This window comes from Methylophilus sp. 14 (genome assembly GCF_015354345.1).
GTDB lineage: Bacteria > Pseudomonadota > Gammaproteobacteria > Burkholderiales > Methylophilaceae > Methylophilus.
On sequence record NZ_JADKYS010000001.1, the window covers coordinates 717,756 to 731,612 of the forward strand.

Consider the following 13,857-nt stretch of genomic DNA (forward strand, 5'->3'; position numbering starts at 1 on the left):
ACAGCCTTCATTCAAGAGGTTAAGCATGGCTCGCCCATTTAAATCCCCCAAAGCCACTTCTGCGGCACGTCCACCCAAAGCGCCACCAGCCGCACCGGTAGAGGCTGGCGATGCAGAGGCACCAGCCGCGTCGCGTTCTGGTCAGCGTTTACACAAGTTGCTAGCGCTGGCAGGCTTTGGCTCACGCCGCGATATGGAAACGCTGATCGAGAGTGGCCGTATCACCATTAATGGCCAGGTAGCCCAGGTTGGCGCGGTAGTGGATGAGCATGATATTGTCCGCCTGGATAGTCGTATTTTGCACTTGCCATTTGAGGCAGAACTGCCGCAGGTGTTGCTCTACCACAAACCAGAAGGCGAACTGGTCAGCCAGGATGACCCCGAAGGTCGTGCCACGGTATTCGATAAGTTGCCACGCATCAAACAAGGTAAATGGATTGCCATTGGCCGTCTGGATATGAACACCAGCGGTTTGCTGATTTTTACCAATTCTGGCGAACTGGCAAACCGTTTTATGCACCCACGCTATGAAGTGGAGCGTGAGTACGCTGTGCGTATTCTGGGCGAGCTGAATCCAGAGCAGATGTCACAACTGACACAAGGCATTGAGCTGGAGGATGGCCCGGCCAACTTTGAGAGCATTTATGCGAGCGGTGGCGAAGGTGCCAACAAATGGTACCAGGTGGTGATTAAAGAAGGTCGTAACCGCGAGGTGCGCCGTTTATTCGAGGCTTTCCATTTGCCAGTCAGCCGCTTGATGCGCGTGCGTTTTGGCCCGGTGGCGCTGCCACCCCGCCTCAAGCGTGGCACCATGCTCAAGCTGGAGCAAAAACAAGTGGTGGCTTTGCTGGAATGGGCTGGTTTGCCGGTGCCACGTAAACCGCTCAAACAATTGAGCCCGCATGAAAAAGACCGCGCGACCCGTGTTTTTGTGCCTAAAGTCCGTAAACAGCGTCGTAGTTTGTTAGAGGCTGCTAACGCTCCTGCAACGCCTGAGCAGCGTCCGGCGCGTGCGCCAACCGCTAACCGCCGTATCCGCCAGGATGCCGACTTGAAGCAGGCTTCCATGCAGAATGCGCGCGTCAATACTGGTGCTAAAAAGCGTAGTGACCGCAATCGCGGCCGCGGGTAAGTATTAAAACGGCTTTGATCGTTACCAATAAAAAAGCACTTCTTAACGAAGTGCTTTTTTTATAAAGGGCATCGCTTTACTCTGCGTTGTTTGGCTCGCCTTGCAAGCCCGCTTCAAGTAAATCTTCTTTTGTGAGCATAAACACAAATTGATCACCGGCACTGGTATCCAGCCAGGTGAATGGCAAGTCTGGATAAGCGTCATGAAGTGCATCGCGGTTATGGCCAATTTCTACCACTAAAATACCGCCATCATTGAGGTATTCAGCCGCTTGTGTGAGCAGGGTGTGGGTGTGGTCGAGTCCGGCAACACCGCTGCCCAATGCCAGTTGCGGCTCCTGGCGGTATTCTGCGGGCAGTTCTGCCATGCTGGGTGCGTCAACATATGGTGGGTTGCTGATGATCACATCGTATTTACGGCCTTTGAGTGCGGTAAACATATCGGATTGCACGGCCTGCACCTGATGTTCCAGTCCGTAACGCTTGATATTGATATTGCTGACATCTATCGCATCTGGCGAGATGTCCACCACGTCAATATGCGCGTTAGGGAAGGTTTCTGCCAGCAGGACACCCAGGCAGCCGGAGCCAGTGCAAATATCTGCCGCTGATTCCACCATTTCCGGAAACTCCACCCACGGTTGCAAGCCGTCTTCCAGCAGCTCGGCAATAAAGGAGCGCGGCACAATCACACGCTCATCTACGTAAAACTTAAAGCCGCGCAACCAGGCTTCATTCACCAGGTAGGCTGTAGGCGTATGCTCGGTCACACGTTTTTCAACCAAGGTGGCTAGATGTTGGCTTTCGGTGGTGGTCAAACGCGCATCGAGAAAGTTATCCAGCGTATCATGCGGCAAATGCAGCGCACTCATGACCAGCCAAACGGCTTCGTCGTAGCTGTTATCGGTGCCATGGCCATAAAAAATATCAGAGTTTTCAAAGCGGCTCACGGCGTAACGCAGCCAGTCGCGGATAGTGTGTAAGTTGCTTGTCATATTATTTGAGTAACAATAATTCCATGGTGCGCTTGTAGGTTTCTTTGAGCGGCTCAATGTCTGCGACCGCCACGCATTCGTTTAATTTATGTATGGTCGCGTTGAGCGGGCCAAACTCAATCACTTCTTTGCAGATGTCGGCAATAAAACGGCCATCCGAGGTGCCACCTGTGGTGGATAACTCAGGCGTGACACCATAGCTTTGCGTGATGGCCTGGCTGATGGCTTCGACCAGCTGGCCGCGCGGCGTGATATAGGATTGGTTATGTTCCCATTCCAATGTGTAGTCGAAGCCGTGGCTATCTAAAATGGCATGCACGCGTGAACGCAGGTTTTGCTCAGAACTGCCCTGGCCATCCACTGCCGGGCAATAGCGGAAGTTAAACAGAATCTCAACTTCGCCGGGCACCACATTCGTTGCGCCGGTGCCGCCATTCATGTTGGAGATTTGCCATGAAGTGGGCGGGAAGTATTCGTTGCCGTTGTCCCACACGGTTTCTACCATGTCTTTGATCGCCGGTGCGGCCAAATGAATCGGGTTTTTAACCAGGTGCGGGTAGGCGATATGGCCTTGTATGCCCTTGACCGTGAGTTTGCCGGACAATGAGCCGCGACGACCGTTTTTGATCATGTCGCCAACCACTTTGTTACTGGTCGGTTCGCCAACGATACAGTAATCGAATGTTTCGCCACGCGCCTGTAAAGCCTCGACCACTTTGACCGTGCCCTCAATGGCAATGCCTTCTTCATCCGACGTAATTAACAGGCCAATCGAGCCAGGGTGGTCAGGATGCTCGGTAACAAATTCTTCTATGCTGGTAATAAACGCTGCCAGCGAGGTTTTCATATCCGCCGCGCCACGTGCATATAACATGCCGTCTTTAATCGTCGGCTCAAATGGCGGTGTATGCCACTGATCCAGCGGGCCGGTCGGTACCACATCGGTGTGGCCGGCAAATACAATCAGCGGGCCGCTGGTACCACGGCGGGCGTAAAAGTTATCTACCTGACCAAAACGCATGCGCTCAATCTTGAATCCTAACGGTTCCAGGCGGGCAATCATGGCTTCCTGGCAGTCAGCATCTTCTGGCGTTAAAGAGCGGCGTTTCAGGAGGTCTATGGCAAGGTCCAGTGTTTTTGACATAAGCTTATTCTTTGGCAAACAGTTGGGTGTATTCGGCTTCATTAAAACCGAGTGCAATAATCTTTTCGTTGTTCACCACGACCGGGCGTTTGATCACAGAGGTTTTTTCCTGCATGAGTGCTTGTGCGCTGGCAGCGTCGACCACCGCATTTTTCTCTGCCTCGCTCAGGTTACGCCAGGTCATGCCGCTACGGTTGACCAGCTTTTCCCACGGTTGTTGTTGCAGCCAGGATTGTGCAGTGGCATTGTCCAGCCCCAGTTTTTTAAAATCGTGGAATTCATAGGCAACGGCGTGTTGTTCCAGCCAGTCGCGGGCTTTTTTGACGGTATTACAGTTAGGGATGCCGTACAGTTTCATGGCGGGCTAGTCAGGTAAAAACCTTATTTTACCAGCCCGCGGTGGCGGTGTTGCAATTTATTGTTACAGCAGGGCTGGCTTTAAAACAGGCTTTGCGTGGTCGACTTCAACTGCAGTTCGCTAAAGACATCAAACAGGAATTTTTGCTCTACCGGCTTGGAGAACAGGAAACCCTGCATTTGGTCGCAGCCGATGCTGAGCAGGGCCTTGCGCTGGTCTTCGTCTTCCACGCCTTCTGCGACGACATTTAAATCCAGCGCGTGTGCCAGTTTGACAATGGCCTCTACGATTAACAAGGCCGTATTAGACGTTGCTACACCTTTGGTCAGCGTGCGGTCAAGTTTGACTTCGCTGATTTCCAGGTCTTGCAGATGCGTCAGGCTGAAAGGGTGCAGGCCAAAGTCATCCAGCGAGATTTTGAGGCCTTGCTGTTTAAAGTGGCGCAAGGTTTCTTGAAACTGCGCCTGATGATGGATGGCATTGGTTTCTGAGACTTCCAGAATCAGGTTGCGTGCTTCGACCTCATGTTGCTCAAGAATCGACTGGATAAGCGAGCTCAGTTGTTTGTTGCGGAATTGCTGGTTAGACATATTGACCGAAATACTCAGGTCTATGCCACGGTCACGCGCCTGTTTGATGGTGCTGCAGGCTTGTGAAATCACCCAGGCGTTGATTTCTTCAATCATGCCAAAACGTTCAGCGGCTTCGATGAAGCTGTTGGGCGACAAGAGGCCGCGTGTCGGATGCTGCCAGCGTAACAAGGCTTCTGCGCCGTGGACGATACGGGTCAGGGCATCGACTTTGGGTTGAAACAGCAGCCTGAATTCCTGCTCGGTAATCGCGCGCTTGAGCTCTACCCGTGTTTGCTGCATTTCATCTGAAGCCTGCTCGATTTCAGCATCAAAGAAACGGTACTGGTTTTTGCCGTTTTCCTTGGCTTTATACATGGCCGCATCAGCATTCAATTTGAGTTTTTGCAGGTTGCCGTCCTGTGGATACATTGAGACGCCAATCGAGCACGAAATTTCAATGACGTGGTCTTCAATAATAAATATTTCACGCAGCGCATCCACAATACGCTGAATCACCGTGACTACGCTTTGATGATTTTCGATCTCGCTAAGCACAGCAATAAACTCATCACCACCTGCGCGCGCCACATAATCGCAATTGCGGATGGCATTGCTGATGCGTTTGGAGACTTCAATCAGCAGCAGGTCACCAATATGGTGACCAAACTGGTCGTTGACCGGCTTGAAGTGGTCAAGGTCAATATAGGCTAAGGCTAGTGATTCGCCATTACGGTCACAACGCTTGGCACTGATAATGAGGTGCTGATTGAGCGCATCGCGGTTAGGCAGGTGCGTGAGCGGGTCGTAGGCCAGAAACTTTTTGTTCACGGTCTGCGTATTGCGGAATGTCAGTTTGCTTTGGGCAATATCCACGTTGCGTTCATAAAAAATCACCAGGATAAACGAGGTAATAAACAGCAGCACCGGCACCAGCACCAGCAACAACATCAGGTAGTTCCCTGTCTGATCCGTCGGCTGGCTGAGCAGCATATTGTTATGCACAATGCTGAGGTTAATGGCGGTGTGTGAGGCGAGGAAACCCAGGGCAATTTCGACCGAAAACATCCATTTCAGGCGCTGCAGTGCTTTGCCTTCGTAGCCTTTGAGCCAGAGGATAGTGACAATCGCCAGCGCTGAAGTCAGGCAGGCGAGAAACAGCGCAAATAATGCGGTCCAGGTATCAATGTGGATATTGATGGCACCCGCACTGATCTGAAAGAAGTAGGAAAGCAAGTAGCCGCTGACGCCTGCCGCCAAAGAGGCATAGAGCAAGTCGCGCAGGGGCAATTTCTTTTTGTTAACGGTTTTGAGTAAAGACAGCGATAGCAGGTAAGCGCACAGCAGGCTGCCGATAAAATCGACCGGGTGCTGGGTGATTTTGGGGAAGTTATCTGCGGCGAGCTGGTAACCGGCATGCAGCAGAAAAATGCCGCCAGCGGCGAGTGCAGAATACTTTTTAAGCAGGGCATCATGATCTTTAGTCGCTGCCAGACGCAGGTTATCGACGAGCTTAAATGCAAAAAAACATCCAATGACACTGGATGTGAAAAGCAGCAAAATAAGCATGTGAGTTGGGATCATAAAAATTGCATGGTCATTGTGATTGTTAGTGGTGTGACTCTACTGCGTTTTGTTTCTTGCCTGCTAATTCTCCGTCCTGTAACACTTTCAATCAAATAAAACGATGATCGACAACCCTATATCGAATATCGTTGGCTGAGAATCACTCTTAATATCGACCTGTCATCCACATAACTTGAGCGGACGATGTCGTTTTCAGGAGTGATTCCCGCTATGCCTGGTGTTTAAGCCTTAAACGCCGCGCAACAATTCGTTAATGCCGACTTTACCCAAGGTTTTGGCGTCGACTTTTTTCACGATCACTGCGCAGTACAAGCTGTATTTGCCATCGCTGGAAGGCAGGTTGCCTGAAACCACAACTGAGCCAGCCGGTACGCGGCCAAAGTGGATTTCGCCGGTTTCGCGGTCATAAATCTTGGTTGACTGGCCAATATAAACACCCATGGAGATCACGCAGTTATCTTCAACCACTACGCCTTCAACCACTTCTGAGCGCGCGCCCACAAAGCAGTTATCACCAATAATGGTTGGGCCAGCTTGCACTGGTTCCAGCACGCCACCAATGCCTACGCCGCCGGACAAGTGTACGTTTTTACCAATTTGAGCACAGGAACCAACAGTCGCCCAGGTGTCTACCATGGTGCCTTCACCCACATAGGCGCCGATGTTGACGTAAGAAGGCATCAATACTGCATTTTTAGCAATGAATGAGCCTTTGCGCACGATGGCGTTAGGCACGACGCGGAAGCCGCCTGCCTTGAAATCTTCTTCAGTGTAGTTGGCAAATTTTGGATCTACTTTGTCAAAGTAGCGTGTCACGCCATCGTCCATCAGGTAGTTGTCTTTCAGACGGAAAGACAATAACACTGCTTTTTTAATCCACTGATGGGTTTCCCATTGCTGCGTATCGCCAATACGGGTGGCAACGCGCAATTTACCTGCATCCAGGTCATCCAGCACAGAAGCCACGGTGGCTTTGATATCGGCAGGGGCATTGGCCGGGTTGATGTTGGCGCGGTCTTCAAAAGCCGCTTCAATAATGCTTTGACGTGGATCCATGATGTTCTCTTGTTCGATGAAATAATTCGGTTAAATAACTGTTAAACCCGAAATTTTAACCTAATTTTGGCGGGTCAGGGGCTGCGGATCGCTGACAGCCCCTGCCAAGCAGTATTTATTTGTTTTTAGCTGCGAGATACAGCGGCATGACTTTAGGTGTTAATGCCTGCAGGTCTTTGATGCGGTTTTCGCTGGAAGGGTGGGTACTTAAGAATTCAGGCGGTGCTTCCTTGTTCGCTGCCATCATTTTTTTCCACAAGCTCACTGCCGCTTCCGGGTTGTAACCCGCACGTGCGGCCAGCTCCAGGCCCATGCGGTCAGCTTCGCGTTCCTGCTCACGGCCGTTTGGCAGTGAGAATAGCAACTGGCTGCCCATGCCAGCGCCCTGTGCGGCCATGCTGCCTGCTGTGCCACCGATGACTGAGGCGAGTGCCTGCAAGCCAAACTGTTGTACATAGGCTTGTGACATCCGCTCGCGGCCATGCTCGCGCAGAGCATGCGCAATTTCATGGCCAATCACGGCCGCCAGTTCATCATCTGTGGCATTCAGCTTCTCGGCCAGGCCAGAAAAGACCATGATTTTGCCGCCAGGCATGCAATAGGCGTTGAGCTGGTCATTTTTTTCAACATTGACTTCCCATTTCCATTTGGCAGCATCTGGCCTGAAGACGCCGACCTGGGCAATCAGGCGGTTGGAAATGGTGGTCACGCGATGCAATAATGGTTTATCTGCATTTAGCGTGCTTTTCTTTTGTGCATCCTGCAGGGTTTGTGTATAAGACTGTGCAGACATTTTGTCCACGGTGGCGGAGGGGAGCAGCAACAGCTGACTGCGTTGCACGCCCGAAACGCTGTTGTTGGTGGTGCTGGCGCAGGCGGTCAGCAATGTACACATCACGGCGACTGAAATGGTTTTTATATTAAGCATATTTTTTCCTCACACGTTGCAGTTATGCAGTTATCGCATGAGCTGCATGATTCGTTGACAGCTGAAATGTTAAGGCATTTAGCAAGCTGAAAAACGCATTTTACGCCTGGACTGTTAACTTTTGTGTGTGGCCTGCCATTTAAATTTTAACTTGTGAGCCCAGTTCCACTACGCGGTTAGGTGGCAATTTAAATTGGTTGGTAATGGTTTCTGCGGTGCGGAACAAACCAATAAAAATCTTTTTGCGCCAGAAAGCCATGCCAGGCTTGTCAGACGCAATCAGGCTCTCCTTGCCGACAAAGAAAGAAGTATCCATGGTATCCAGCGTCAGCCCCAAGGCGTCGGTCAGTGCCAGGTCTCTAGGCAGATCAGGTTCGTCCATATAGCCATAGCGCAAGGTGACACGGTAAAAACCGTAGGGCAATACCTCCACTGCCACGCGCTCTTCCTTGCTGGTGTAAGGGTAATCTTCAAAACGCACGGTCAGGATGACCATGGTTTCGTGCAACACTTTGTTGTGCTTGAGGTTGTGCAGCAGGGCATGTGGCACACCGTCCGGGTTGGGCGTCATAAATACGCCCGCGCCATTGACGCGTGCCGGTGGGTGCGCACCGATGGCTTGAATAAACGGAATCAGTTCCATGGACTCGGATTTGAGGATGCCATATAGCAGCCTGCGGCCGGTTTTCCAGGTGCGCATCAGGGTGAAAATAATCAGGCCTATCAGCAGGGGTACCCAGCCACCGTCTGGAATCTTGAGGATATTGGCGGCAAAAAAGGACAAGTCTATGACCAGGAATACAGTAATCAGGCAGGCTGTTTTCAGCTTGCTCCAGCCCCACAGGTGGTGGAACACCACGGCGGCCAGCAGGGTGGTAATCACCATGTCGCCTGTGACCGCAATACCGTAAGCGGCAGCCAAATCGCCAGAACTGCCAAAAATAATCACCAGGCCCATTACCGCAACCATCAAGCCCCAGTTGACGCGTGGCATATAGACCTGGCCTTCGGTTTTTTCTGAAGTGTGGGCAACATGCATACGTGGGATAAAACCGAGTTGCAGCGCCTGGCGCGATACTGAAAATGCACCGGTAATCACGGCTTGCGAGGCAATCACGGTTGCCAATGTGGCCAGAATGATCAAGGGGAACAAGGCCCAGTCTGGCGCCAGGTGATAAAACGGGTTTTGAATCGACTCTGGCTCAGCCAGGATCAGTGCGCCTTGTCCAAAATAGTTACAAATCAGGGCCGGTAACACAAACAGGAACCAAGCCAGGCGAATAGGCTTGCGGCCAAAGTGACCCATGTCGGCGTACAGTGCTTCGGCACCTGTCACCGCCAACACGACTGCGCCTAGCGCAATAAAGGCAATTTTCGGTTGGGTATAGAAAAACAGGAAAGCGTAGGCGGGGCTGAGGGCTTTGAGGATTTCTGGGTGGTGGTTGATGTTAATGACACCAAGAATCCCTAACACAGCAAACCAGGTCAGCATAATCGGGCCAAAAAAAGCACCGACGACGGCGGTGCCTTTGCTTTGTGCCCAGAACAAGACAAACAGCACGCATAGGGTAATCGGCACGATCCAGCTATCGAGCTGCGGTGCGGCAACTTCCAGTCCTTCCACTGCAGAAAGTACTGAAATGGCTGGTGTAATCATGCCATCGGCGTAAAACATGCAGGCGCCGACAATGCCCAGCATCATGATGCGTTTACGCTGCTCAGGCTCGCCACCGGCATAACGGCTGGCCAGTGACAGCAAGGCCATAATGCCGCCTTCGCCGCGGTTGTCTGCTCGCATAATAAACGCGACATATTTGAAAGAAACGATGAGCAATAATGCCCAGGTGATCAATGACAAAATGCCATAGACATTGTCTTGGGTCAGTAACAGTGGGTGATGACCAACTGCGAAGACTTCTTTCATGGTGTAAAGAGGACTGGTGCCAATATCCCCGAAAACAACGCCTAGCGCGGCGAGTGCCATGGTGTGGAGCGCCGTTTGCTGATTTTTTGTATGGTCCATTGTGTGAACAGCTGAAGACAAGCAATTATTATCGGTTAATTCTAAAACTTCACCAATGACTTTGGCACAAATAATCTGCGCTGGGCGGTTTTTGTGGACGATTGCATGAAAAGCTTATTGCTCAGACGGCTTGTTTTTTTCAACCACCACTTGTGCCTGGCCATGATGCAGCGTTAATTGCAGGCTTTCACCTGTCGTGAGCTGGCTGGCGTCCGTCACGGCGCGACCGTCCTGTTTTTGTACAATGGCGTAGCCACGTGCCAGCACCTGGTGCGGATTCAGCTGTTGCAAACTGGTGGCAACGTACTCCAGCCTGCGGTGACGCACCTGCAAGTACTGTTGCATGGCGAGTTTTAACCGGTGTTGCCATTGCTGTAACGACTGTTTTTGCTGCTGCAATTGCTGCACCGGCGAAATCAGGCGGCGCGACAAATAATCCAGTGTTTGCGATTGCTGGCGCAGTAGCGATTGCATGGCACGCATCAAGCGTTGTTGAGTTTGCAATACTTGCTGGCGTAATTGTGATTGATCCGGGCAGGCTAGCTCTGCTGCGGCCGTCGGCGTCGCTGCGCGCAGGTCTGCCACAAAGTCGACGATGGTAAAGTCGGTTTCATGGCCAACGCCGCTGATGGTGGGCAAGCGGCAAGCGGCCAGTGCACGTGCCACGACTTCTTCGTTAAATGACCATAAATCCTCAATGCTGCCACCACCGCGGCAAATCAACAAAGTATCGACTTCCAGGCGCTGGTCAGCCAGTTGTATGGCTTGCGCAATCAGCTCGGCCGAGCCTTTGCCTTGCACCGGCGTCGGGTAAATCACCACTCCCATGCCTGGGTAACGCCTGCGGATTGCTGTCAGCACATCACGCAAAGCGGCTGCATCGGGTGATGTCACCACGCCTATGCGTTGCGGGTTGGCCGGAATGGCTTTTTTGCGTGACTGGTCGAACAGGCCTTCGGCTTGCAGGCGTTGTTTGAGTTGCTCAAACGCTTCATACAGCCTGCCCATGCCCGCTGGCTGCATAAACTCTATGGTTAACTGAAAGTCACCACGCGCTTCATACAGCGTGACCGTCGCCCGCGCTTCAATCAGGTCGCCTTCGCGCGGTATGCTGCCCACCAGGCTGTTGCGGCCTTTAAACATGACGCAGCGCACCTGCGCACGGTCATCCTTGAGCGAAAAATACCAGTGGCCGCTGGCGGCACGCGTGAAATTGGAGATTTCGCCGCTGATCCAGAATAGCGGAAAGCTGGTTTCCAGCAGCTCTTTCGTCAGTCGCGTCAGATCGCTGACATTCAAGATTTGTTTAAAAGGTGTCGATAACAAGTTGGTCATAGCCACGCATTATCCAACAGCCGGTCACGATTTGGCTATGTGCTTCATGTAAATACCGGCAAATGGCAGCGGCCAGAAAACCACGCTTTTGTCGTGTTTGATGTCGGTGCTGGGCACTTTGTGCGCACTAATGGGTCATTAATAAAAACAAAATAAAGTATGCATAGTCATGCTTTGCTGACGGTACCTGAATGTTACTAAACATATATCACTCTTGTTTGCGCCACCTGTTACGTAGTGCTGTCATCGGCTACGTTTTTTGGATCACACCATCTTATGCCGAAGACATGGGTGAATCGCCTGTGGCCGAAGTCGGGCAGTCGGCTAATAGCGAGCCAGTCGCCAGCTATAACCGTGAACAATCCACCTTAAAAAATGACGCTTACAAGCAGTTTATTAAATTGCAGGTCAGCTTGGCCGCAGGCACTAAAAATAGTTTGGGGCTGAGTAGTTATGAGCAGGCGCACGCGCATTATTGCGCGCTGGCTGGCGAGTCACGTGACCCGGATGCGCAGTTTGCCATGGGCTGGTTTTATAGCATGGGCAAAGGGGTGGAGGTGAATCATGATATTGCCGCCCGTTTTTTCAGCCTGGCAGCCATACAAGGCCACCGCGATGCCCGGGAGTGGCTGGATAAAGAACCGGGCAATGCCGAGTTGGCCGTATTGCCAGCCTGTATGCACAAACAAGGTAATTCTGCGGCGGAAGTGTTGTTCCGCAAGCGTGGCCCGATTTACCAACTAGTGAAAAAGCATGCGCCGGTGTATGGCGTGGATGTAGATTTTGCCATGGCGGTCATTGCTGTGGAATCTGGCTTTAACCCAAAAGCCACCTCGCGCAAAAAGGCACAGGGCCTGATGCAATTATTGCCGGATACACAAGCCAGGTTTCACGTGAAGGATGCCTATGATCCCGAGCAAAACATTAAAGGCGGACTGTCTTATTTGCGCTGGCTAATCACTTATTTTAAAGGTGATGTTGAGCTGGTCGCTGCTGCCTATAACGCAGGTGAAAATGCCGTCCTCAGGCATCAGGGGATTCCACCCTATCCCGAAACGCGCGACTACGTGAAGCGCATTGCACGTTACTATAAAAAGAAACATCACGAAATAAAGCAACGGTCTGCCATGCAACAGGCTGAGATGGTCCCGGCAGACTCCTGAGTAAAAAACCCGAGTAAAAATCAGGGAACGATCTTGTGCCAGGCAGCATCATAAGCGCGTTATCTATTACAATTTCAGCTTCATTCAACGCGCAGGAGTTTGCAATGTGTCAGTGGTTTAAAGGCCGTGGTGGCTATGTACTGGGTTTTCTGGCTGGTTTCGGCATTGTGGCGCTGGCCTTGTTTATACAGGTGCAAAACCAGCTGGAACCCTGCCCATTGTGTATTTCGCAGCGCATGGTGTTTATGGGCCTGGGGGTATTGTTTTTGGCGCATGCCTTTATTTCTCCCAAGTCATGGCTGCATGCCGGATTCACGCTGCTTGAAGTGTTGACCGCACTCGGTGGGGCTGGTGTCGCTATTCGTCACTGGTGGCTGCAAGCGCATAAAGACGAAATTATTGCCGACTGCGGTGTTGGTTTTGACTACATGTTTGAAAACTTCCCGCTCAAAAAAGCCTTAACGCTGGTGTTCCGTGGCACAGGTGATTGTGCCGCCATCGACTGGACATTTCTGGGTTTGACCTTGCCGCAACTGGGCTTGATCAGCTTTGTATTGTTTGGTGCTTATGCAGTATTCCTGTTTCGCGCGCGAGCTTAATACTTAACTAGCATATTTAGGTTGCTTTCTGATTAGTCACGCCAAAAGGAATGTGTACTGAAGGCACCACTTCAGAGGCAGTTTTTAAATGTCCGGACTGATCATCAAAGAAAATGTGCGGTCTTAATACCGCCAAGACTTTGCTTTTTTCAATGCCACCCAGAAAGAACGCGTCATTCGCCATCACACCCCAACTTTTGAGTGTGTTCATGGCGCGTTCATGTGCTGGCGCATCGCGCGCGGTCACAATCGACACTCTCAAGCGATTTTTGTAAGAAGGATCCAGTTTTTTCTTTTCTTCTTCGGCAGACTGAATGGCGGAAACACGCACCAGTAATTGCTGCAATGGGCCGGGGTTATGGGGCTGCATGACATTCGTCGCTTCGTGCGCTTTAAATTCATTCACGTCTCTTCTGGCCTGAAAAACGGTTTCAGATTCATCGTCGACCAATACACCATCAAAGTCGAAGGCAATGCGTAATGCAGCATCTTCTTCGTCATCAATCATGGCTGAGTTCATGACATGGCCGGCAGGCATGTTCAGGCGAATGGCAGAATCGACATCCTCTTTGTTCCCCGAGAGAAAGAGCGATATGTTGAGCGCAGGAATAAATTTGTACGGCGCCTGGCCTTGCATGAAGATGGCTCTCGTCATACCGATCTTGTAGTGCTCTATAGACTTCATGACTCTCAGGCCTGTATCAGGGTCATTTTTTGATAGCAATATCACTTCAACCAGCGGGTCATCTGGGTGGGTGCTCAAATCGTTGAGAGAGAGCAGCCGTTTGATGAATGAAAATGCAATGCCTTTGGGCAGTGGGTTGTGAAGGTTGTTCTCTTGAAACTTACGGTAAAGCGCTTCACCGTCTCGTTTGAATATTTCGTCAGAATCTGACAAATCAAACATCGCGCTCGATGCGACGCCTATCACTAATCTGTTTTCTAGGGTGTATGCCATGATGATTGAAA

12 protein-coding genes are annotated in these 13,857 nt (G+C 51.4%); 3 read left to right on the forward strand and 9 right to left on the reverse strand.

Annotated features, from left to right (window positions below):
• Positions 1 to 25 precede the first annotated feature (25 nt).
• Positions 26 to 1,132, forward strand: coding sequence for a 23S rRNA pseudouridine(2605) synthase RluB (rluB, locus tag INP78_RS03640; RefSeq protein ID WP_194740804.1), 1,107 nt, complete (start codon positions 26 to 28; stop codon positions 1,130 to 1,132).
• A 76-nt stretch (positions 1,133 to 1,208) separates the two neighbouring features.
• Here the strand turns inward: rluB and prmB are convergent, their stop codons facing one another.
• The 8 genes from prmB to xseA form a co-directional block, all read right to left on the reverse strand.
• Positions 1,209 to 2,126 (reverse strand): 50S ribosomal protein L3 N(5)-glutamine methyltransferase, encoded by a 918-nt coding sequence (prmB, locus tag INP78_RS03645; RefSeq protein ID WP_194740805.1) that lies wholly within the window; start codon positions 2,124 to 2,126, stop codon positions 1,209 to 1,211.
• Between the two features lies 1 nt (position 2,127).
• Positions 2,128 to 3,270 (reverse strand): succinyl-diaminopimelate desuccinylase, encoded by a 1,143-nt coding sequence (gene dapE / locus INP78_RS03650; protein ID WP_194740806.1) that lies wholly within the window; start codon positions 3,268 to 3,270, stop codon positions 2,128 to 2,130.
• A 4-nt stretch (positions 3,271 to 3,274) separates the two neighbouring features.
• Positions 3,275 to 3,628, reverse strand: a complete 354-nt coding sequence (locus INP78_RS03655; protein ID WP_194740807.1) for an ArsC family reductase — start codon at positions 3,626 to 3,628, stop codon at positions 3,275 to 3,277.
• An 80-nt stretch (positions 3,629 to 3,708) separates the two neighbouring features.
• Positions 3,709 to 5,766: a bifunctional diguanylate cyclase/phosphodiesterase gene (locus INP78_RS03660; RefSeq protein WP_194740808.1), complete on the reverse strand. Its 2,058-nt coding sequence runs from the start codon at positions 5,764 to 5,766 to the stop codon at positions 3,709 to 3,711.
• Positions 5,767 to 6,012: 246 nt separating this feature from the next.
• A complete protein-coding gene (dapD, locus tag INP78_RS03665) occupies positions 6,013 to 6,840 on the reverse strand; it encodes a 2,3,4,5-tetrahydropyridine-2,6-dicarboxylate N-succinyltransferase (protein ID WP_019881766.1) in 828 nt (275 codons plus the stop codon).
• Between the two features lie 115 nt (positions 6,841 to 6,955).
• Complete coding sequence (locus tag INP78_RS03670) at positions 6,956 to 7,768, reverse strand: M48 family metallopeptidase (protein WP_194740809.1); 813 nt, start codon at positions 7,766 to 7,768, stop codon at positions 6,956 to 6,958.
• Positions 7,769 to 7,907: 139 nt separating this feature from the next.
• Entirely contained in the window at positions 7,908 to 9,791 is a 1,884-nt protein-coding gene (locus INP78_RS03675; protein WP_194740810.1) for a potassium transporter Kup, read from the reverse strand.
• Positions 9,792 to 9,905: 114 nt separating this feature from the next.
• Positions 9,906 to 11,126 (reverse strand): exodeoxyribonuclease VII large subunit, encoded by a 1,221-nt coding sequence (gene xseA / locus INP78_RS03680; RefSeq protein ID WP_194741124.1) that lies wholly within the window; start codon positions 11,124 to 11,126, stop codon positions 9,906 to 9,908.
• 287 nt (positions 11,127 to 11,413) lie between these two features.
• Here xseA and INP78_RS03685 point away from each other — a divergent pair, with 287 nt between their 5' ends.
• Together INP78_RS03685 and INP78_RS03690 are read left to right on the forward strand one after the other, a co-directional pair.
• The gene (locus INP78_RS03685) at positions 11,414 to 12,289 is read left to right on the forward strand and encodes a lytic transglycosylase domain-containing protein (protein WP_228522626.1); all 876 of its coding nucleotides are present in this window, start codon (positions 11,414 to 11,416) and stop codon (positions 12,287 to 12,289) included.
• Positions 12,290 to 12,393: 104 nt separating this feature from the next.
• Positions 12,394 to 12,888, forward strand: a complete 495-nt coding sequence (locus INP78_RS03690) for a disulfide bond formation protein B (RefSeq protein ID WP_194740811.1) — start codon at positions 12,394 to 12,396, stop codon at positions 12,886 to 12,888.
• Between the two features lie 16 nt (positions 12,889 to 12,904).
• Here the strand turns inward: INP78_RS03690 and INP78_RS03695 are convergent, their stop codons facing one another.
• On the reverse strand, positions 12,905 to 13,846 hold the full coding sequence (locus INP78_RS03695) for a 5'-nucleotidase (protein WP_194740812.1): 942 nt from the start codon (positions 13,844 to 13,846) through the stop codon (positions 12,905 to 12,907).
• Between the last annotated feature and the right edge of the window lie 11 nt (positions 13,847 to 13,857).

Bases quoted from the DNA above. Each gene is read 5' to 3' on its own strand.
- rluB (WP_194740804.1), top strand. From the start codon at position 26: ATGGCTCGCCCATTTAAATCCCCCAAAGCCACTTCTGCGGCACGTCCA.
- prmB (WP_194740805.1), bottom strand. From the start codon at position 2,126: ATGACAAGCAACTTACACACTATCCGCGACTGGCTGCGTTACGCCGTG.
- dapE (WP_194740806.1), bottom strand. From the start codon at position 3,270: ATGTCAAAAACACTGGACCTTGCCATAGACCTCCTGAAACGCCGCTCT.
- INP78_RS03655 (WP_194740807.1), bottom strand. From the start codon at position 3,628: ATGAAACTGTACGGCATCCCTAACTGTAATACCGTCAAAAAAGCCCGC.
- INP78_RS03660 (WP_194740808.1), bottom strand. From the start codon at position 5,766: ATGCTTATTTTGCTGCTTTTCACATCCAGTGTCATTGGATGTTTTTTT.
- dapD (WP_019881766.1), bottom strand. From the start codon at position 6,840: ATGGATCCACGTCAAAGCATTATTGAAGCGGCTTTTGAAGACCGCGCC.
- INP78_RS03670 (WP_194740809.1), bottom strand. From the start codon at position 7,768: ATGCTTAATATAAAAACCATTTCAGTCGCCGTGATGTGTACATTGCTG.
- INP78_RS03675 (WP_194740810.1), bottom strand. From the start codon at position 9,791: ATGGACCATACAAAAAATCAGCAAACGGCGCTCCACACCATGGCACTC.
- xseA (WP_194741124.1), bottom strand. From the start codon at position 11,126: ATGACCAACTTGTTATCGACACCTTTTAAACAAATCTTGAATGTCAGC.
- INP78_RS03685 (WP_228522626.1), top strand. From the start codon at position 11,414: ATGGGTGAATCGCCTGTGGCCGAAGTCGGGCAGTCGGCTAATAGCGAG.
- INP78_RS03690 (WP_194740811.1), top strand. From the start codon at position 12,394: ATGTGTCAGTGGTTTAAAGGCCGTGGTGGCTATGTACTGGGTTTTCTG.
- INP78_RS03695 (WP_194740812.1), bottom strand. From the start codon at position 13,846: ATGGCATACACCCTAGAAAACAGATTAGTGATAGGCGTCGCATCGAGC.